The 21288-nt window shown below is 37.4% G+C and carries 15 protein-coding genes, 1 tRNA gene and 1 other RNA gene; 4 read left to right on the top strand and 13 right to left on the bottom strand.

Annotated elements, in window-relative coordinates:
* Window positions 1-10: 10 nt before the first annotated feature.
* From dnaX to clpB, 6 genes are all read right to left on the bottom strand, one after another.
* Entirely contained in the window at window positions 11-1621 is a 1611-nt protein-coding gene (gene dnaX / locus RDV78_08450) for a DNA polymerase III subunit gamma/tau (protein MDS1030502.1), read from the bottom strand.
* Between the two features lie 138 nt (window positions 1622-1759).
* An RNA gene (gene ffs / locus RDV78_08455) (signal recognition particle sRNA large type) lies at window positions 1760-2024 on the bottom strand.
* A gap of 14 nt (window positions 2025-2038) precedes the next feature.
* Window positions 2039-2133 (bottom strand) — tRNA-Ser (locus tag RDV78_08460).
* A 201-nt stretch (window positions 2134-2334) separates the two neighbouring features.
* Window positions 2335-5871: a pyruvate:ferredoxin (flavodoxin) oxidoreductase gene (gene nifJ, locus RDV78_08465; protein ID MDS1030503.1), complete on the bottom strand. Its 3537-nt coding sequence runs from the start codon at window positions 5869-5871 to the stop codon at window positions 2335-2337.
* A gap of 180 nt (window positions 5872-6051) precedes the next feature.
* Window positions 6052-6438 carry a fluoride efflux transporter CrcB gene (gene crcB / locus RDV78_08470; GenBank protein MDS1030504.1) on the bottom strand — a complete coding sequence of 129 codons (387 nt, stop codon included), beginning with the start codon at window positions 6436-6438 and terminating at the stop codon, window positions 6052-6054.
* Window positions 6439-6630: 192 nt separating this feature from the next.
* Window positions 6631-9237, bottom strand: a complete 2607-nt coding sequence (gene clpB / locus RDV78_08475; GenBank protein MDS1030505.1) for an ATP-dependent chaperone ClpB — start codon at window positions 9235-9237, stop codon at window positions 6631-6633.
* 199 nt (window positions 9238-9436) lie between these two features.
* Between clpB and cls the strand changes: the two genes are divergently transcribed.
* Window positions 9437-10894, top strand: coding sequence for a cardiolipin synthase (gene cls / locus RDV78_08480; GenBank protein ID MDS1030506.1), 1458 nt, complete (start codon window positions 9437-9439; stop codon window positions 10892-10894).
* 68 nt (window positions 10895-10962) lie between these two features.
* Here cls and RDV78_08485 read toward each other — a convergent pair whose 3' ends face one another.
* From RDV78_08485 to RDV78_08500, 4 genes are all read right to left on the bottom strand, one after another.
* Complete coding sequence (locus tag RDV78_08485) at window positions 10963-11409, bottom strand: chemotaxis protein CheW (GenBank protein ID MDS1030507.1); 447 nt, start codon at window positions 11407-11409, stop codon at window positions 10963-10965.
* Window positions 11410-11513: 104 nt separating this feature from the next.
* Window positions 11514-11888, bottom strand: coding sequence for a RidA family protein (locus RDV78_08490; protein MDS1030508.1), 375 nt, complete (start codon window positions 11886-11888; stop codon window positions 11514-11516).
* 24 nt (window positions 11889-11912) lie between these two features.
* Window positions 11913-13289: an amino acid permease gene (locus RDV78_08495; protein ID MDS1030509.1), complete on the bottom strand. Its 1377-nt coding sequence runs from the start codon at window positions 13287-13289 to the stop codon at window positions 11913-11915.
* 36 nt (window positions 13290-13325) lie between these two features.
* The gene (locus tag RDV78_08500; GenBank protein MDS1030510.1) at window positions 13326-14714 is read right to left on the bottom strand and encodes a tryptophanase; all 1389 of its coding nucleotides are present in this window, start codon (window positions 14712-14714) and stop codon (window positions 13326-13328) included.
* 247 nt (window positions 14715-14961) lie between these two features.
* On the opposite strand from RDV78_08500, the gene RDV78_08505 reads away from it, so the two are divergent.
* Entirely contained in the window at window positions 14962-15168 is a 207-nt protein-coding gene (locus tag RDV78_08505) for a hypothetical protein (protein ID MDS1030511.1), read from the top strand.
* A 104-nt stretch (window positions 15169-15272) separates the two neighbouring features.
* On the opposite strand, the gene RDV78_08510 is transcribed toward RDV78_08505, so the two are convergent.
* The 3 genes from RDV78_08510 to RDV78_08520 all read right to left on the bottom strand — a co-directional run bounded on the left by RDV78_08510 (window position 15273) and on the right by RDV78_08520 (window position 18674).
* The gene (locus RDV78_08510) at window positions 15273-16301 is read right to left on the bottom strand and encodes a GTP-binding protein (protein ID MDS1030512.1); all 1029 of its coding nucleotides are present in this window, start codon (window positions 16299-16301) and stop codon (window positions 15273-15275) included.
* A 337-nt stretch (window positions 16302-16638) separates the two neighbouring features.
* A complete protein-coding gene (locus RDV78_08515) occupies window positions 16639-17373 on the bottom strand; it encodes a TrkA family potassium uptake protein (protein MDS1030513.1) in 735 nt (244 codons plus the stop codon).
* An 11-nt stretch (window positions 17374-17384) separates the two neighbouring features.
* Window positions 17385-18674: a TrkH family potassium uptake protein gene (locus RDV78_08520; GenBank protein MDS1030514.1), complete on the bottom strand. Its 1290-nt coding sequence runs from the start codon at window positions 18672-18674 to the stop codon at window positions 17385-17387.
* A 222-nt stretch (window positions 18675-18896) separates the two neighbouring features.
* Between RDV78_08520 and RDV78_08525 the strand changes: the two genes are divergently transcribed.
* Complete coding sequence (locus RDV78_08525; protein MDS1030515.1) at window positions 18897-19073, top strand: DUF1540 domain-containing protein; 177 nt, start codon at window positions 18897-18899, stop codon at window positions 19071-19073.
* A 163-nt stretch (window positions 19074-19236) separates the two neighbouring features.
* On the top strand, window positions 19237-21234 hold the full coding sequence (locus RDV78_08530; protein ID MDS1030516.1) for a methyl-accepting chemotaxis protein: 1998 nt from the start codon (window positions 19237-19239) through the stop codon (window positions 21232-21234).
* The last annotated feature ends 54 nt before the right edge of the window (window positions 21235-21288 follow it).

Consider the following 21288-nt stretch of genomic DNA (forward strand, 5'->3'; position numbering starts at 1 on the left):
TCCTCCTAACTTATTCTAATTCTACAATGTCTCCGCCAAAAATTTCACAGGCCTTAAGATACAATTCGTCTTCCTTAGGGTCATTCTTCTGCTCGGCAGATTGATTAGTTTTTAGCTGAAATTCAAGAGCTATTTTGCATCCTAAAACTTGTTCTATAACCTGTTCCATTACCTTTTTATTCTCTGGTTGTTCACTTCTTTCCTTATGGAATTTATGTTCTTCTCTATACTGTAAAACTAGCTTACCAGCTCTAATTTCTATGGGTTTCCCTTCAATAAAGAAAGCGTAAGCTACAATTTTAACTTTACGCAAAGCATCTAATATTTCCTGCCATTTAGCTGTAACTTTTTCCAAACTAAGATTGGAGGTTGAGTCTTGAGCTATGCTTTCTTTTGTTTCTTCTGCCCCAGGTACTTCTGGCAATGGGAATGTAGGTGAAATTGCCTTGGCCTTTGGAGCAACTGTTTTTGCTGAAGTACTTGTTGACGCTGCCTTTTTTTTAGGAACTAAAACTTCATCCTTATTTTCTTCCGGCAGTACCTCTATAGCTTTTAATAAACTGATTTCCAGCAGTATTTGACCTTGGGTGCTCCATTTAATTTCATTTTCAGCAGCTGCCAGTACCTTAATCATAGCCAGTAATTTGTCTTTGCCAAAACTACTGCTTTGCTTTTTAAGCCTGGGTAAAGTTTCATTGGCAACAATAATTAAATCCTCGACACCTTGTCCCAATTGCAATAATAACAGGTTTCTTAAATGTAAAAGTAAATCAGCTATTAGTTGACGTACTTCTTTGCCGGTTTTTAATGCCTCATAAAGCATAGTCAAACATTTGGCAGTATGACCGGCAGCCATAGCATCAACTAATTCAAGCAAATATTCATCGCTGACTAAACCAGCAATTTGGGCAACCTGCTCTGTAATGATTTTGGCTGTTCCCATAGACATGCACTGATCCAGCAAGCTTACGGCATCCCGCATTCCTCCGGAAGCAGTTTTGGCAATTAAAAATAGTGCCGATTCATCAGCCTCTACCTGGTGAAATTCAGTAATTTCTTTTAACCGTTTAGCAATTTGTTCCAAGGGTATTCTGTGAAAATCAAAACGCTGGCATCTCGAAAGAATAGTTAATGGTATTTTATGAGGCTCTGTTGTAGCTAATATAAATACTACATGAGCCGGAGGTTCTTCCAAGGTTTTAAGTAAAGCGTTAAATGCTTCCATGGTTAACATATGTACTTCATCAATGATATATACTTTATAACGGCTTTCTACTGGGCTTAGTTTGATATTTTCCCGCAAATCACGAATTTCGTCTATCCCTCGGTTGGAGGCAGCATCTATTTCTAAAATATCTAATGCCTGTCCCTGGTTAATTCTCTGACAACTGGCACACTGGTTGCAAGGCTCCCCATTTTGATTATCCAAACAATTAATTGCTTTTGCTAAAATTTTAGCCATACTGGTTTTGCCCGTACCCCTTGGCCCGCAAAACAAATAGGCATGACTAATCCGTTGTAACTCTAAAGCATGCTGCAATGTTTGCACCACGTGTTCTTGTCCTACAACCTGTTTAAAATCCATCGGTCGCCATTGGCGGTACAGCGCTATATAACTCATTTTTTAATGCACCTCAAAAAAAGACTTTTAAAATTATTCTCCACAAATGTAGTATTTCCTTTCGAAATTACGTAAAACAAAAAGGCACCTTTGCGGAGCCTCCTTAAAACGTATTTTACTTATTTTATTTAATTAAAGCCGTGCACCCACCTTTGAATTGCGTTTCCGAGCGTTACCAATGCAGTTAACTCCAATCAGGCAATCCTACGGCACACGAAAATGGTCACTTACCGCTGCTTCCTTCCGGACCTGACGGGGTTCATGAGTTCCCGTTGCGCAGGACCCAATCCTCATTGCCACTTACATTAGCCAGACCCCACAAATCACAACCCTGCAGTGGGAGTTCAATCCCGCTATAGCGGATTGCGGGTTTAGGGCACCGCTACCTCCCCATCTAGCACGGCAAACTTATAAAAATGGCGGAGAGAGAGGGATTCGAACCCTCGAGACGAGTTAAAGCCCGTCTACTCGCTTTCCAGGCGAGCGCCTTCGACCAACTCAGCCATCTCTCCGCGTTGTTCTACTTATAAGATAATAGCAGATATTTTACCTTAAAGCTAGTAGTATATTTTCCTAACTAGTCTTAAAGTTTGTTTCCGACAATATAGAATTATATCTTATCTTTTAGCCCTTGTCAACCTTAGGATAAAATTAACAATATTTAATTAAAAAACAAAGGCAAGGAGTTTTATCCCTGCCTTTGGAAAAAATTATTACTCTACATTAGCTAAGCGTTTATAATTTTCGTATCTTTCTTTAGCTTCTTTTTCAGCTTTAGCAAACAACTCTTCAGCCGCTTCTGGGAATGCTTTGGCTAGAGAAGTATATCTTACCTCTCCATTTAGGAAGTCTCTAAAGCTGCCTGTAGGCTCTTTAGAGTCAAGGGTAAATGGATTTTTCCCTTCAGCTGCTAAAGCCGGGTTGTATCTATATAGATGCCAATAGCCGTGTTCTACAGCTTTCTTACCTTGGGCCTGAGTACGTCCCATACCTTCCTTAATACCATGGTTGATGCAGGGCGCATAAGCAATAATTAGGGATGGTCCTTCATAGCTTTCAGCTTCTATGAATGCTTTCATCAGTTGATTTTTATCAGCACCCATGCTGACTTGAGCTACGTAAACATAGCCATAGGTTGCAGCAATCATGCCTAAATCCTTTTTCTTTTGTTTTTTACCAGAAGCTGCGAATTTAGCAACTGCCCCAGTTGGCGTAGCCTTCGAGGACTGTCCTCCGGTGTTGGAATAAACTTCTGTATCAAAGACAAGGATGTTAACGTTTTCACCGGAAGCAAGGACATGATCTAAGCCGCCGTAACCTATATCATAAGCCCAACCATCGCCGCCAAAAATCCATAGGGATTTTTTAATTAAGAAATCTTTTTTCTCAGCAATTTGGGCAACAATCTCTTGTGCTTTAGCATCAGTTAAATTATCAGCAGCTAACAAAGGCAGCAATTTAGCTGTAGCCTGTTTGCTTGCTTCTGCATCATCTTTTCCTGCCAGCCAAGCCTCACAAGCTTCTCTATACTCAGCAGGTACATCTAAAGTAAGGAGCTCAGTCATTAAATCTATCAACTTATTCCGCATCTGTTTAACTGCCAGGGCCATACCGAAGCCGTATTCAGCATTGTCCTCAAAAAGGGAATTAGCCCATGAGGGTCCTTTGCCTTCAGCATTTTTACAGTATGGGATAGAAGGTGCGGAAGCTCCCCAGATGGAAGAACAACCGGTGGCATTGGCAACCATCATCCTATCGCCAAAAAGCTGAGTAAGTACTTTGACATAAGGGGTTTCGCCACAGCCAGCGCAAGCTCCGGAAAATTCCATCAAAGGCTGGACAAATTGGCTTCCTTTAATTGTATTGGCAGCCATCACGCCGTTTTTCTCTTGAACAGTGGCAGCAAAATTCCAGTTTGGAACTTGCTGTTCCGTTTGTGTTTCCAGCGGTTCCATAACTAAAGCTTTTTCTTTAGCAGGACAGATATCAGCACAGTTGCCACAACCGGTACAATCCAAAACGCTAACCTGAATTCTATATTTTAGGTTTTCCAGTCCTTTACCTTTAGCGTCTAAAGTTGCAAAGGTTGCAGGTGCATTCTTTATCTCTTCTTCATTAGCTAAAACTGGTCTAATTGCAGCGTGAGGACAGACGAAAGAACATTGATTGCACTGAATGCAATTATCTATTTGCCATTCAGGAACATTAACAGCAATACCCCTCTTTTCATAAGCTGAAGTTCCTGTTGGGAAAGTTCCATCTTCAGCTCCGACAAAAGTACTAACGGGTAAATCGTCCCCTTCTTGCTTATTTATAGGGATTAAAATATTTTTAACAAAGTCAGGAACATCAGATGCGGCAGCAGCCTCAGCTTCAGCAGTCAGTTGCCCCCAAGCCTCTGGAATATCTACTTTCACTAAAGCTTCAATGCCTTTATCTACAGCAGCGTAGTTCATTTGAATTACTTTATCGCCTTTTTTGCCGTAAGATTTAACAATAGCTTCTTTTAAATATTTGACTGCATCGTCTAGAGGAATAACATTAGTCAGCTTAAAGAAAGCCGCCTGCATAATCATATTAATTCTATTGCCTAAACCAATTTCTTGGGCAATATCTGTAGCATCAATAATGTAAAAATTAATTTGGTGTTGAGCAAGATATTTTTTCAAGGAATTAGGTAGTTTTTCGTCTAATTCCTCTTTCTTCCATTTACAGTTTAAAACAAAGGTGCCTTCATCTTTTAATCCTTTTACCAAATCATATTGATGAACATAAGCTTGGTTATGGCAAGCTACAAAATCTGGTGTATTAATTAAATATGTAGAAGTAATTGGAGATTTGCCAAATCTTAAGTGGGAAATAGTTACGCCCCCTGATTTTTTAGAATCGTAGGCGAAATAGCCTTGAGCATATAAATCTGTATTATCTCCAATAATTTTAATGGCGCTTTTATTGGCCCCAACTGTTCCATCTGAGCCTAAGCCCCAGAATTTGCAGGAGATAGTACCCTCAGGGATGGTTTTAATTGTTTCATTAATAGGTAAGGAAGTATGAGTTACATCATCAATAATACCAATGGTAAAGCCATTCTTTGGTTCAGCAGCTTTTAAATTATCAAATACTGCTTTAATTTGAGATGGAGTCGTATCCTTGGAGCCAAGTCCGTATCTGCCGCCTACGACTAAAGGAGGGTTAGCAGTACCATAGAAAATTGTCCGAATATCTTCAAATAGTGGTTCGCCTAAAGCACCTGGTTCTTTTGTTCTATCTAAAACAGCAACTTTGGTAACTGTACTAGGTAGTACGTCGAAGAAGTACTTAGGAGAAAAAGGTCTATATAAATGTACTTTGATTAAGCCTACTTTTTCACCTTTTCCTACGAGGTAATTTACGGTTTCTTCAATAGTTTCCGTAACAGAGCCCATAGCCACAATAACATGCTCAGCATCAGGAGCTCCTACATAGTTAAAAGGTTTATATTCCCTGCCAGTAATCTTGCTAATTTTCTGCATATACTCTGCTACCTGATCAGGTACATTTTCGTAATATGTATTACATGCTTCTCTGGCTTGGAAGAAAATGTCTGGATTTTGGGCTGTCCCTCTAGTAACAGGATGCTCAGGGTTTAAAGCTCTATTTCTAAAGGAGTTAACTGCGTCCCAGTCTAAGAGTTTAGCCAAGTCCTCATAATCGATAACTTCAATTTTTTGCACTTCATGGGAGGTCCTAAAACCATCAAAGAAATGGAGAAATGGGACCCTAGATTTAATAGCTGTTAAATGAGCTACACCAGCTAAATCCATAACTTCCTGTACTGATCCGGAAGCTAACAGTGCAAAGCCTGTTTGTCTAGTAGCCATTACGTCAGAATGGTCGCCAAAAATAGATAAAGCGTGGCTGGCTAAAGCCCTGGCAGTAACATGAAATACTCCAGGAAGCAGCTCGCCGGCGATTTTATACATATTAGGAATCATCAACAACAGCCCTTGAGAAGCAGTGAAAGTTGTTGTTAAAGCACCTGCTGCCAAGGAGCCATGTACTGCCCCTGCAGCTCCCGCTTCAGATTGCATTTCCACTACTTGAACTTTTTGACCAAAAAGGTTCTTTTGCTCATGAGCTGCCCACTCGTCCACATTCTCTGCCATGGGGGATGATGGAGTTATAGGATAAATTGCTGCTACATCCGTAAAAGCATAAGCCACATGGGCTGCAGCCGTATTCCCATCCATGGTTTTCATTTTTTTTGGCATTACTTACACTCCTTCTCCAAAATATCTATACAATTTGCCTCTTAATCTTTTTTGCTATTTTTTTAGGTTAAAAAAAGTATATTAGGCAAAAAGCTATTAAAAATTATTATATGGAACTTTAATTAATTTGACAATACTATGCCCATGCTGTTGGAACAGTTATACAGCATACAAAAAACGTTATTTAGACAATGTATTGCCAATTACAAGTCCTAACCAGACAGCTAGCAAACCAATAAGTAAACTTCCCCCTATATTTAATAGAGCTGTTTTGAATTCTCCATGTCGCAGTATATTAAGTGTTTCTAAACTAAAAGTTGAAAAAGTAGTCAGGGCCCCAATTAAACCAACGGAAATAAAGATCCTTAAGTTAGGGCTAATTAATGCTTTTTCAACTCCCAGAGCTTGAACCAAACCAATAATCAAACAGCCTAGCATATTAACAGTAAAGGTTCCCCAGGGAAAAATGGAATTACCTCGGGAATCAATCAGGTTAGAAAGATAGTATCTGCTTACGGCACCTATACTTCCTCCTAAAGCAACATATAAATAAACTAAACTTTTCACAAAAATCACTCCCAGGCGCTATGTTAATTAGTTCTCGCAAATCATGGGAATATCTTTTTCATCCCATTTTACCTTCTTGATTTGTCCTTCTGGCGTAATAATTTCTACTTCAACTACGGTATTAAAGAAAAAGACTGTGCCGGCTCAATATTTGGGTCTTGTTTTAAGTATTACTGTCATAGCTCCACTCCATCATTTTTTAAGTATTTTTAAATTACTGTCTTGATAATCGATAATTAAGCTGTCACCATCTCCAATATCGCCTTTAATTAACGCCCGGCCCAGCATAGTTTCCAACTGCTTTTGCAAAAATCTTTTTAAAGGCCTAGCTCCATAGGTAGGATCATAACCTCCCTGGGCAATAAATTCTTTGGCGCCATCTGTTAATTGCAAACTGATTTTTCGATCCTGAAGTCTTTTTTGCAAATCAGCAATTAGTAAATCGATTATTTTAGATATTTCTGCGGCTGTTAAAGGCTTAAAAATAATTATATCGTCTATTCTATTTAGGAACTCAGGGCGAAAAGACATACGCAGTTCTGATAATACCTTTTCAGTAATTTGTGCTGTAATTTTTCCATTTTCCTGAATACCTTCTAAGAGTTGGCTAGCGCCTAGATTAGAAGTCATAATGATAATCGTATTTTTAAAATCAACTGTTCTTCCTTGAGAATCCGTAATCCTCCCATCATCTAAGATCTGCAATAAAATATTTAACACATCCCGGTGGGCTTTTTCAATTTCATCTAATAATACTACTGAGTAAGGCTTCCGGCGCACGGCTTCTGTCAGCTGCCCTCCTTCTTCATGTCCAATATAACCGGGAGGGGCTCCAATCATTCTAGAAACAGAGTGTTTTTCCATATACTCGCTCATATCAATCCGAATCATATTTTCCGGTGAATCAAAAAGGGTGCTGGCCAGGGTTTTGGCTAGCTCTGTTTTACCCACTCCTGTAGGCCCAAGGAAGATAAAAGAACCAATGGGACGATGAGGATCTTTAATACCGGCTCTGGCCCGAATAATAGAATCGGTTACCAATTGGACTGCCTCATCCTGCCCAATAACCTGCTGATGTAAAATAGCATCTAGACGCAGCAATTTATCTTTCTCTCCCTCAACTAATTTGGCTAGGGGAATGCCTGTCCAGCGGGAAATAATGCGGGCAATTTCTTCTTCCGTTACTTCCTCCCGCAAAAGTCCTGTTTGGCCTTTGCTTTGGGCTAACTTTTGCTCTACCTCTTTTAATTTGCGCTCAGCAGCCGGCAGCTTACCATACTTTAACTCTGCCGCTTTATTTAAATCATATTCCCGTTCCGCTTTGTCAATAGATTGATGCAGCTGTTCTATTTCCTCTCGTATTTTCTGCACATTCTGCAATGCTTGTTTTTCATTTTCCCATTGTGCCTTCATGCTGGAAAGTTTTTCTCGCAATTCTGTCAGTTCTTTTTGGAGATTTGCCAAATGTTCCTGGCTGCTCCAATCTTTTTCCTTTTTCAGGGCAGCTTCTTCAATTTCTAGCTGCATTACCCGGCGAGCCACTTCATCTAGTTCCGCAGGCATGGAATCAATTTCCGTTCTAATTAGAGCGCAGGCTTCATCTACTAAATCGATGGCTTTATCAGGCAAAAAGCGGTCGGAAATATAGCGGTTAGATAATACAGCTGCATTTACCAGAGCATTGTCATGTATTTTAACTCCGTGGAATATTTCAAAGCGCTCTTTTAGTCCACGGAGAATAGAAATGGTATCTTCCACTGTAGGTTCTTCCACTAATACCGGCTGGAATCTTCGCTCTAAAGCCGAATCTTTCTCAATATACTTTCTATATTCGTCTAAAGTGGTGGCTCCAATACAATGAAGCTCTCCTCGTGCTAACATAGGCTTCAGCATATTCCCTGCATCTATTGCCCCTTCCGACTTTCCGGCACCTACGATTGTATGCAGTTCATCGATAAAAAGCAGTATTTGGCCTTGACTACTTTTAACTTCTTGCAGTACAGCCTTTAACCGCTCTTCAAATTCCCCACGAAATTTAGCTCCCGCCAATAAAGCACCCATATCCAAGGAAAAAATTATTTTGTCTCTGAGGCCTTCAGGCACGTCGCCACGAACAATTCGGTGGGCTAAACCTTCTACAATGGCAGTTTTCCCTACTCCGGGTTCTCCGATTAGAACAGGGTTGTTTTTAGTTTTCCGGGATAAAATGCGAATAGCATGCCTGATTTCACTATCCCTGCCAATGACAGGATCCAGTTTATTGCTCTTAGCTGCTTTAACTAAATCATGTCCGTATTTACTTAAAGCTTCATAGGTTGATTCGGGATTTTGGCTAACTACTCTCTGACTGCCTCTAATTTCCGTTAAAGCTTTCAGTACGGCCTCCCTGGTTAAACCGAAACGAGCAAATACATCCCCTAATTTTGATTGGCGTCCTTCCCCTAACATAGCTAAGACAAGATGCTCAACAGAAATATATTCATCCTTCATCTGCTGAGCTTCCTGTTCTGCTTTAACTAAAACCGTATTCAGACTGCCGCTGACATATATTTTCCCCGCTTCTCTACCCGGGCCGGAAACTTTAGGTTTACCATCAGCAATTTTTTCTACTTCCTTATGAAAAGCTTGGACGGGAATATTCATTTTAACTAAAATTCTCGAGAAAAGGCCATCGGTTTGCTCTAATAAGGCTAGTGTTAAGTGTTCCAGATCTACTTCCGGATTACCTAAGTTTAGTGCTTTGCTTTCAGCTAACTGCAGCGCTTCTAAAGATTTTTGAGTGAACCGGTTTAGATCCATATTTTTTTTCCTCCTTTATGGTCAATCAAGGTCAGATTTTAGTTTTATTATAGGACTTTTACTTGTTTAGCTCAACTAATTATTATAATTTTTATCCATAATTTACCTTGTAATACATGCAAATATTTGTCATATTAGTATTAATAAAGGATAGCATAATAGAAAATGGGGACAGATTTTTCATAAAAGAGGTCCAATAATGAGCTTCAATATTTCTTTAACAGCTATACTAAATGAATTATTTATTATTAATATTTTCTTAGCTATTTTACTTGTATTTTTTGAACGTCGAAACCCACGCAATACTTTAACTTGGCTAATGGTACTGCTTTTTATTCCCATTGCCGGTTTTATCCTATATCTTTTCTTAGGGCAAGATTTGCGGAAAAGAAAGTTATTTAATTTAAAAAGTGAAGATGAAGCTAAAATTATTCGGGATAATTATCGGCAGCAAGCCCTTTTAGAAACTGACAGCTGTCAATTTAATGATCCCAGGTGTCACCAATATACGGACATGATAAGGCTTCATTTATTAAGCAGCAGTTCTATTTTTACCCAGGATAATTATGTTGAAATCTATAATGAAGGTCATGCCAAATTTGCAGCTTTACTGGAAAGTTTAAACAACGCTAAAAACTTTATTCTAATGGAATACTATATTATTCGCAACGATTCTTTAGGAAAAAAGGTAGTACAAATTCTAACAGCTAAGGCTAAAGAAGGCGTGGAAGTAAGGCTTCTTTACGACGGCATGGGCTGTATTAGACTGCCTCAAAAATTTTTTCAGCCCTTGCTTGAGGCGGGGGGTCAAACTGCTGTGTTTTTCCCCCCTTTTATTCCTTATATTAACTTTAGGCTGAATTACCGCAATCATCGTAAAATCTGCGTTATCGATGGAGAAGAGGCCTTCTTAGGAGGCTTTAATATTGGCAACGAATATTTAGGGCTTTCGAAAAAGTTTGGTTTTTGGAGGGACTTGCATCTTAAAATTAAAGGCAGCGCTGTGAACAGTTTAACTTTACGTTTTCTGCTGGACTGGCGGTTTGCCTCTAAAGAAGATGTTTCCTTTGAAAAGTTTTTCGCCCCTAAAAAAAGTTGTCCTCAAGGGGGAAAGGCTATTCAAATTGTCTCCAGCGGCCCTGACTCTAAATGGCGTTCCATTAAAACTGGTTATTTAAAAATTATTGCTAGCGCTAGAAAACATATTTATATCGAAACTCCATATTTTATCCCAGATGAAAGTATCTTTAATGCTTTAGTCATAGCAAGTTTATCTGGAGTAGATGTACGAATTATTATCCCTAATAAACCGGATCATCTGTTTGTCTACTGGGCATCTCTTTCTTACTGCGGAGAACTTTTGGAAGCAGGAATCAGATTTTTTACTTATAAGAAAGGTTTTATCCATAGTAAAATGATAACTGCCGACGGTTTTGTCAGCAGTGTAGGTACAGCAAACTTAGATATCCGCAGCTTTAAAATTAATTTTGAGGTCAACAGTTTTCTTTATAGTTCTGAAATTGCCCAACAACTTGAGGAGATTTTTATGCAGGATATGCTTGACTCTACGGAGATAACTTTGGAAAGGTATAGAAAAAGGTCTATGCTTGTCAAAACTAAGGAATCAGTTTCTAGGCTTCTTTCACCTTTATTGTAGTAAACAACTGTTAGCCTTTTCAACAACAAAGCCTCTGAATTTTTTCAGAGGCTTTGTTTGTTAAATAGTTAAACAGCTTCTAATTCAGTTTTTTCAGCGGCATTAAATACTTCTTGCAAATTGAGCATAGTAATAATTCTATCTCCAACCTTGGCAATACCGCTGATAAATTTAGTATCAATGCTAACTAAAGTTTTTGGCACATCATCGATATTTTCTTCCCCAATGCGTAAAACTTCTTCTACGGAGTCAACAATCAAACCTACGTTAATGTTACCTAACTCAATGATAATAATTCTAGTCTGGTCTTCTATTTCCGAACTGCCTAAGTTAAAACGTTTTTTTAAGTCTATAACTGGAAATATTTTGTCTCTTAAATTGATTACGCCCTCAACATAAACTGGGGTATTAGGTATACGATTAATTTTTTGGTAGCGGACAATTTCCTTGACTTCAGTAATAGACGCTGCATACTCCTCTCTGGATAGCTTAAATACTATCACCTGGTGTTCCATTGCTATTCCCCCTTTATCCTCTCCACTAGATTTCTCCTCTTCGCCAGAATCCTGGAAAGTCCTGCAAATTTTAATAAATTTTTTAGATGTTAAAATTTTTCTTTTTAAAGTAACGCAATAGCTTCAACTTCAACCTTCACATCTTTAGGCAGCCTTGCCACTTGTACACAGCTGCGAGCCGGAAAAGGTTTTGCAAAATATTGTTCATAGACCTGATTAATAAGAGGAAAATCATTCATATCGCTAATAAATACTGTTGTTTTAACAACTTGAGCAAGACTTGAACCTGCTTCCTCTAAAATAGCTTTTAAGTTTTCCATACTTTGCTTAGTTTGTTCTTTGACATCTTCACTTACTAATTTGCCATCTGCAGTCAAAGGAATTTGACCACTGGTCATTACTAAATTACCAAAGCTAATAGCCTGAGAATAGGGGCCAATAGCTGCTGGGGCATTAGCTGTATTTACTTCTTTTTTCATTTTCCTTTCACCTCTGCTCTTGGGTTAGTCGCCAACTGGTGTTTTGGCCTTATAATTTAGTTGAATTCTGTACCCTATGTACAAGATTAAGAACCAAATAGGTGCTACATATAAAGCATAAACCATATCTGGCATAAATGCCATAATTACTACAACCATGGCTAAAAAAGCCAATGAAATATAATTAGATATGGGGAAAAGAGGCATTTTAAAATGCAGCTTCTCTATTTCCTCCGGACTTCGATTTTGGCGGAATTTAATTTGCGTAAGTAAAATCATAGTCCAGTTCAAAATTCCGGCAATAGTTGCTACTGAAATAAGGTAAAGGAAAACCTTACCTGGAAATAAGTAGTTTAAAATAACGGAAATTAGGATTAGTCCTGCCGAAAATAAAATTCCAATAGAAGGTGCCCCGTTTTTACTTACACGGCCTAATGCCTCCGGTGCATTACCTTGCTGTGCTAAATTATAAAGCATTCTGCCGTTACTGTACAAACCACTATTAAAAGCTGATAAAGCAGCCGTAATTACAACGGCATTAATAATAGAAGCAGCAGCTGGAATACCGATTTTAGAGAAAATCTCCACAAAGGGACTTCCTTGAGTACCAATTTGATTCCAGGGATAGATAATCATCATTACAGTTAAAGCTCCAACATAGAATAACAAAATTCGATAGACAACCTTATTAATGGCGCTAGGAATTGATTTTTGGGGATTTTCTGCTTCACCGGCGGTAATTCCGATTAACTCGACTCCCCCAAAGGAGAACATAACTACCACTAGGGAAAAAAGCAATCCTAAAATTCCATTCGGCAAAAAGCCTCCATGAGCCCAAAGGTTAGCAAAACCAAGGGGCTGTCCGTTATTGCCAATACCTAAGAAAATTAAAAGCAGGCCTGCAATAATCATGGCTATAATTGTAACAACCTTAATTATCGCAAACCAAAATTCAAATTCCCCATAGGCCTTAACATTTGCTAAGTTAACTGCAGTTAAAAGCACTAAAGCAACTAAAGCTGAAATCCAACCCGGTACACCTGGGTACCAAAAATTTATATAGGCACCAATGGCCGTTATTTCAGCCATACAAACCACTATATAGTTAAACCAGTAGTTCCAGCCTGAAAAAAATCCCGCAAAATTACCTACGTTTTGGTAAGCGTAAAAACTAAAGGAACCGGCAACGGGATAATCAACCGACATTTCCCCTAAGGCCCGCATAATTAGGAAAATAATTATACCACCAATTATGTAAGAAATAGTAATTGCCGGTCCCACCAATTGAATAGTAGTGGCTGAGCCATAAAACAAGCCTGTACCAATGGCTCCACCTAAAGCTATCATTTGAATATGTCTTTCCTTTAACCCTCTTTGTAATTCTTGGTTTCCTGTGGCCATATACCTTACTCCTCTCTATAATTGTCCTTTATTCTTCTAAGGCACTAGAGGTTTTAAACGAGCAGTGAAATGGCGCAATATTTTAGGTTCGTATTCAAAATCATAACCGGTTAATTTATCTGCCAGCTCTTTGACCTCAATTAAGCCTTCCGCTACAACATCCATATGGTTGTTGGTATAGGTACGGCGAGGTATAGTCAACCTTACCAATTCTAAAGGTGATTCTAAATTCTCCCCTGTGTCAGGATCTCTACCTAGGAGAAAAGAGCCAATTTCCACACTGCGTACTCCAGCTTGCAGGTATAAGGCATTGCAAATTGCCTGAGCTGGGAATTGGTGAAAAGGAATATGAGGTACGATTTTTTTGGCATCTACAAATACAGCATGTCCTCCGGTTGGATATTGAATGGGGATACCAGCATCTAGAAGACGTTTACCTAGGTATTCTACCTGACTAATTCGGTAAGTTAGATAGTTATAATCTATACCTTCGTAGAGTCCCCTTGCCAAAGCTTCCATATCACGGCCGGCTAAACCGCCGTAAGTAACGAAACCTTCTAAAGGAACTAGTCTAGAAGCGGCTTCTGTATATAGCTCTTCGTCTTCCTTAATTCCAATTAAGCCCCCGATGTTAACAATAGCATCTTTTTTAGCGCTCATAGTAAATCCTTCGGCATAGCTAAACATTTCTTTTACAATATCTTTAATTGATTTATCACTATATCCAGGTTCTCTTGTTTTAATAAAGTAAGCGTTTTCCGCAAAACGGGCAGCGTCAATAAAAATTCTAATTTTATACTTCTTACCTAGGGCACTTACTGCTTTAATATTTTCCATAGAAACAGGTTGTCCCCCAGCGCTGTTGCATGTAATTGTAATTAAAATTGCTGCAATTTTTTCTGCTCCACGTTCTTTGATAAAGGACTCTAGTTTTTCCAAATCAAAGTTTCCTTTAAAGGGATGGTATTGAGAAGTATTAAAAGCCTCTTCAATAATATTATTAACAGCACGACCGCCAGCTAATTCTACGTGGGCTTTAGTTGTATCAAAGTGCATATTGCTGATAATTATTTGTCCTGGCTCCTTAATTAAAAGGGGAAAGAGGACTTTTTCAGCACCACGTCCTTGGTGAGTAGGAAGAGCATATTTATAGCCAAAAATATCTTCTACAGCTTCCATTAAGTGATAGTAGTTTTTACTACCGGAATAGGACTCATCACCAAGCATTAAGCCTGCCCACTGGTTGTCACTCATGGCTCCTGTTCCACTGTCTGTTAATAAGTCAATAAAACATTCTTCGCCTTTTAGGGCGAACAAGTTGTATCCTGCCTTTTTGAGAGCCTTTTCTCTTTCCTCCCTAGAAATCAAACTTATGGGCTCTACCATTTTAATTCTAAATGGTTCTGCCTTGCTAAAATCTACCACGCAATTTCCTCCTTAAACCCAGATTTGCTCTAAAGTTATAAATTTTTACTTTTTCTCCTAAACATATTGTTTTCAGTTAAAATTTTTCTATGCGTTTTGTTGGTTCTAAGCTAATAATTTATTGGGATAGTAATAATTTTTTCTCTGAGAGAAAATCTATTTTAAGTAGGGAAAAATTCTCTATAAGGGGGAATGACTTAATGGAAATAAAGCCTGCAGAAATATTAAATGAAGCTGAAAAAGGGCAATGAAAAAAGCCTATGAGGAATTAATTGAGGAACATCAAAACACATTTTCCAAGCTGATGGCTAAAATGAAGGAAGCTAATATTAAAAAAAGTAAAGAGTTAATTATGAATCAGATTAAATGTAAGAATGACGGTGTGCCTGCGGATAAAATAGAGGATAAGATTTTTGAAATTAACAATAAAAGGAATATGCAGCTAACCATTTAAAATTGATGCAATTAAAAAAAGAATATAATGATGCCAATTTAGAAGAAATCGAGTAAGGTAAAGCCGAAGTAATTAACTTCGGCTTTACCTTACTCGATTCAAATTTAGCCTTGAAAAACTTTGGTTAAATCTTCTTTTTTTAGGTTTTGCCCTATAATACATACCCTGCCTGTATAATCGGGAGTAATGTCTTTAAATGATATTTCCCCTGGCACATAATCAAACTGAACCCAACTATTGTCATTACCGCTCTTGTCTTTAATAGGAAGGATTCCCTTTCCCCTGAGCACCATTCCGTAGATACGCTTATCTAAGTTATGTAAAATATCCTCTAGTTCTACTTTGCTAAAAACTTTGGGGGTTTCCATGCCCCAGACGGAGAATACTTCATCTGCCTTATGGTTGTGGTCATGCTCATGGTGGTGGTGATGGTGGTTATGGTCATGATGGCCATGACATCCACAGGAAGAATTTTCGTCGTGATGATGTTCATGACTATGTTCATGGTAGAGCTCTTTTTCTAATGAAGTTTCTACTTCTTCAGCCACAGCCAGGATTTTTTCCGCACTTAAATTTTCCCAGGGGGTAGTAATAATACTAGCCTGAGAATTTAACAATTGAATTTTAGCAGTTACTTCTTCTATTAACTCCTGTTGAGCCAAACCTGTACGGCTTAAAATAATGGTTTTCGCATTTTTAATCTGATCTTCATAAAATTCACCGAAGCTTTCTATATAGGTATTATACTTTAAAACATCTACAACAGCAGCTAAGATATTTATTTCAAGTAAATCCTGCATTGCTGGCTGTTCGCATACTTTAATCATATCGAAGAGCTTTGCTACTCCCGATGGCTCCATAATAATCCTCTCGGGTTTATATTCCGAAACCAACTCAAAAATAGCTTGTTCCAAATTACCAATTAATGTACAGCAGATACAGCCTGAAGTAAGTTCTGTAACTTGTATATTTGAACCTTTTAAGATTGTGCCATCGATTCCAATTTCTCCAAATTCGTTTTCAATTAGGGCTACTTTTTCCTGAAACAACTTTTCTTCCAGGAGTTTTTTGATGAGGGTTGTTTTTCCTGCTCCAAGAAAACCGGAATAAATATCTATTTTAGTTTTTCCCATAGGTCCCTCTCCTCAATTCGTCTTTATTTAATTATAGTAATATTAAATCATTATTGTCAACAATATCCCGTAAATAAAGAAACTATAGCATCCCTATAGTTTCTTTGCCTAAAAAAAGTACTTTTACTCAGTAATTTATTTGATATAATTGTAATTAAAAATCTAGGAATTATTCTAGGGGTGTTGGCATGTTTGAAACAATTTTTTACCAGCAAGATACCTAACATGGAAAAAGTAATTAAGGTCAGAAAAGTTGGTCCTGCCCGCCCAATAGCCCTGCTTACTCTAAATATGAAAAAGATTTTCCCTATGCTGAGTTGCAGTATCTTTTGTAAAGTTATTCTTTGGCATTTTGTCTTTGGAACAGAGCAATATTATCATTATGGCCGACGACAACAATAATATCATTTTCCTCTAAAACTAAATCTGGAGCTATTTCGACAATAACCTGTTTCCCTTTAACTACAGTTAGAACATTTAACTTAAATTTTTTCCGAATATTTAGGCCTTCTATTGTTTTGCCGGCAAATTTACTGCTTAGCCTAATTTCTACAATAGAATAGTCTTCGGATATTTCAAAGTAATTGACAATTTTAGAGGTTAATAAGCTGTTAGCTAAACGGATACCCATATCTTTTTCAGGATAAACAACTTCTGCCCCAATTTTTGTTAAAACCTTGCCATGTTCTGGGCTAATGGCCTTGGCAATTACGGTAGGAACACCTAAGTCTAAAACATTTAAAGTAGTTAATATACTTGATTCTTTGTCCTCACCGATACAAACTACTACCACATCACAATTCTGTATTCCTGCTTCACGCAAAGCCTGAATATCGTGTGTATCCGCTATAACGGCATGAGTTATATTCTCAGGCAAATGCTTAATTTTATTTTCATCATTATCAATAACTAAAAGTTCCTTCCCCGCTTTAGCTAAATTGTCTACTAAACTTAAACCAAAACGTCCTAGTCCAATGACACCAAAATCAATAGTTCTTTTGGGCGCATTTCTTTTTTCCATATTATCTTTTTCTGGTTTTTTTATATTTTTATTAGTCATAAAATAAGCCATTCCTATTTCTCCTATCCTATTAAAATGTCTTCTTCAGGATATTTAAGTCTGGTGCGACTCTTAGCATAGATAGCAAAAGCTATAGTTAAAATGCCAACACGGCCTGCCAACATGGTCATAACTAAAAGTAATTTACTTGACCAATGAAGCGTAGGTGTAATTCCAGTGGAAAGCCCAACTGTTCCTAAAGCAGATGTAACTTCAAATAAGACCTTGATTAACCTAATGTTATGTTCAATTAAGGTAATAAGATAAGTATTAAGAATCACAATTCCCAAGGCTAAAGCAAAAATAACAAAAGATTTTCTAATGGATTCATCTGTAATCCTATGTTTCCAAAGGACACAATCGCTGTTATTAATGTAACTGCCAATGCTGCTTATTAAAATAAACAGGGTTGAGGTTTTGATGCCGCCTCCTGTGGAACCAGGAGAAGCCCCAATAAACATTAATAAGACTAACACAAACTTTCCGGCATCAGTAAAGTTATCTAAATTATAAGTATTAAAGCCAGCAGTTCTTGCTGAAACACTTTGAAAAAATGCACCTAGTAAAGTAACATTTTCACTTAAGAACAGTAAAATGGTACCAACTGCTATGAGCAAAACAGTCATTAACAACACTATTTTGGTGTGGACGGAAAAATATTTCCACCTTCTTTTTTTGAGAATTTCCGCATGGACAATGAACCCTAAACCACCGATAATAATTAAAGCTGAAGTACATAAATTAAGTACAACATTATTTCGATAAGGAATTAAATTGTTAAAATTATTAGCCAAAATATCAAACCCGGCGTTATTAAAAGCAGAAACAGCATGAAAAACGCTGATGCCTAAGCCTGACAAAGTGCCAAAATCCTTTTGAAAAACAAAAAAGCTAATTAAAGCTCCAATTCCTTCTGCTGTAAAGGTAAAAATTAAAATAAATTTAGCCAGTTTAACTAAGCCTTCTAAAGAATTTAAGTTTAAACTTTCTTTTAATAGAAGCCGATCTTTTAAGCTGATCTTTTTACGCATTAATAAATAGAAAAATACAGTCAAGGACATAAAGCCCAGTCCGCCAATTTGTATCAACACTGCAAGGACAGTTCTGCCAAAGATACTAAAAGTTGAACCTGTATCCACCACAACTAAACCTGTCACACACATGGCACTAGCTGCCGTAAAAAAAGCATCCACTAAATTAATTTGTTTTCCCGGTTGAACAGCAAATGGTAAAAGGAGCAGTACGGTTCCTAATAAAATGATTAGGATAAATCCAATAAAAATTATTTGCCACGGTGATAAATGATTCTTCATTTCCTACCTCTTTTAGTCTTAAATTTCAGATCATTTTCTACTGAATTGATAACTGCAAATTTATTATATACCTGCAAAAATATTTGTTAAAGCAAGAAATAGGTTATTAGTTTTTATTAGTTTTTCTAATTGGACTAGAAATTATAATTAGTTTCTTGGAAGTATAAATTCTTTAAATCATCTAATAATATAAGTTAGATCATAAAAGGGAGGTTGATTTAGTTGGTTCTTAAAAATAAAAGTATAGAATGTACAGTACAAGAATGTAAACACCATGCTAAAATTGATCACTATTGTTCACTGCCGAATATTCAAATTACAAAACACGCTGATAAGGCTACTAATACTGAGATAACCGACTGTGGAAGTTTTGAAATCGACCATCACGCTTACATCTAACATAATAGTTCCACAAAGCTTGTAAACCCGCCTTTAAAATGCGGGTTTTTTAATTTTATTCTAATTAAAAATACTAAGGAAATTTTTGCATTTCTTTTGCATTACATTGTATAATAGAATCTAGATAGCAATAGTATAGTTTCCGCTTAGGAGAGTGGTTGCCATGAAAAAAATCAGCCATAAAATTATGTTGCCAGTGATTGTAGTAAACATTTTACTGGCCTGCGGGGGTTTTTGGCTAAGCAAAAATCTTATTCAAGGTAGAATTGAGGAGCAATATAATTCTATTTCTGAGGCCAATGCCGATTCCCTAGAATATTTAGTCGAAGAAAAAAAAGCTTACGCCCTCAATAGTCTAAAGTGGTTTGAAAATTCCAGCGAATTAGTTAATGCACTTAAGGAAAATAACCGGACACAAGCTTTAAAATTATGTCAGGAAGCCATGAAAGCATTTGATTTGGATTATTTTGTACTTACAGATACAAAAGGCAAAGTTTTTATACGTGCTCACTCCCCCGGTGAATTTGGAGATAGTATTGTCAATCAAGTTAATATTCAAAAAGCTCTGGCAGGAGAGCAGTCAGTAGGTATAGAGGAAGGAAAGGTAGTTAAACTCTCAGTTCGCGCAGGCAGCCCTTTACGTGATGAAAATGGCATAATAGTTGGTGCTATTTCTACAGGTTATGTTTTTAGCAGCGAGAGTTTTGTTGATGATTTAAAGAAAACATTAAATTGCGAAGTTACTATTTTTAAAGGCAACGAACGAGTTGAAACTACTCTAATGAAAAATGGAAAAAGGTTAAATGGTACCAAGCTTACAGATCCGGAAGTAAATAAAAAAGTTCTTAAGGAAGGCAAAAGATATAATCTTACGATTAATTTATTTGGCAAACCCTATTCAGCTGTTTATATACCAATCTTTGATGTTAATCAAAAAATTGCAGGTATGTTTTTTGTAGGCGAAAACGTTGATATTATTAAGGCTATTACAGGGAATATTAGTTTAATTCAAATAGCTATTACCATTACTACTATTTTAATTACCATTATTTGTTTGATTTTTGTCCTAAAAAAATCTGTTACTTCTCCTTTGAAACGCTTAGCTAGCTTTTTTCAAGAGCTGTCTTCCGGCAGCGGTGATTTAACCCAAACTATTCAAATCCAAACTAAAGATGAGATATCTGATGTAGTCCAAGGTTTTAATAGTTTTATTTCCAAATTAAAACAGATAATCTCCAATGTTAAAAATTCCGCCTTAGAAGTTAGTCATAGTACAGCTAGTTTAGCTGAAAATATTTCTGCATCTAATGAAACAATGACCCAAATATTGCAAGTCGTTTCAGATATAGCCGGCAACATGCAGCAAAATGCAGCATCCATTGAAGAAACAACTGCTTCATCCCAAGAGATGGCTAAATCATCAGATTTAGTAGCTAATTTTAGCCGGCAGGTGTCAGAACAAAGTCTTAATGCAGCTAAAATGGCCGCCGATGGAAGCAGCGCTGTAGAACATGTCCTTAGTTCCATTAATGATATTGCTGTATCCTCTGCAGAAGTTACGCAAGAAATGGCACAGCTTGAAGTACTGTCCAAAAAAATCAATGAAATTGTCAACATGATTACCAGCATTGCCAGCCAAACGGATTTGCTTGCTCTAAATGCAGCTATTGAAGCGGCCCGAGCAAGAGAACATGGTCGAGGCTTTTCCGTAGTGGCTGAAGAGGTTCGAAAACTTGCGGAAGAAAGCAATAAATCTTCTAACCAAATTATTAAGCTTATTGGAGAAATTCAAAGGAAAATCCACAACACCTCCTGTAAGGTTAACAGCGTAACTGAAAAGGTTAAAATTGGAGTGGAGAATTCCTCAACTATTAAGCACAGTATTCAAGAGATTGTGGCAGCAATCCAAATTGTTTCGGAAAAAGCACAAGATATTGCTGCCGCTGCGGAACAGCAGGCAGCTTCTACCGCCCAGGTTACGGCAGCCATTGATGAGGTAAATAATCTGACAACTAATACTTCTGCCGATACAGAGGAAATGAACGCTACCATTCAAGAACAAACAGCTAATTTACATAATCTAAGCACTACCACTCAACAAATTGCCGCCATGGCCGAAAAATTAAATGCTCTAGTCTGCAATTTCAAAACTGAGAACTAACTGAAAAATATTTAAAGGGGTTAAGCCAGATGCTTAGCCCCTTTGATTCTGTCG

This window comes from Bacillota bacterium LX-D (assembly GCA_031628995.1).
Taxonomy (GTDB): domain Bacteria; phylum Bacillota; class DUOV01; order DUOV01; family Zhaonellaceae; genus JAVLUO01.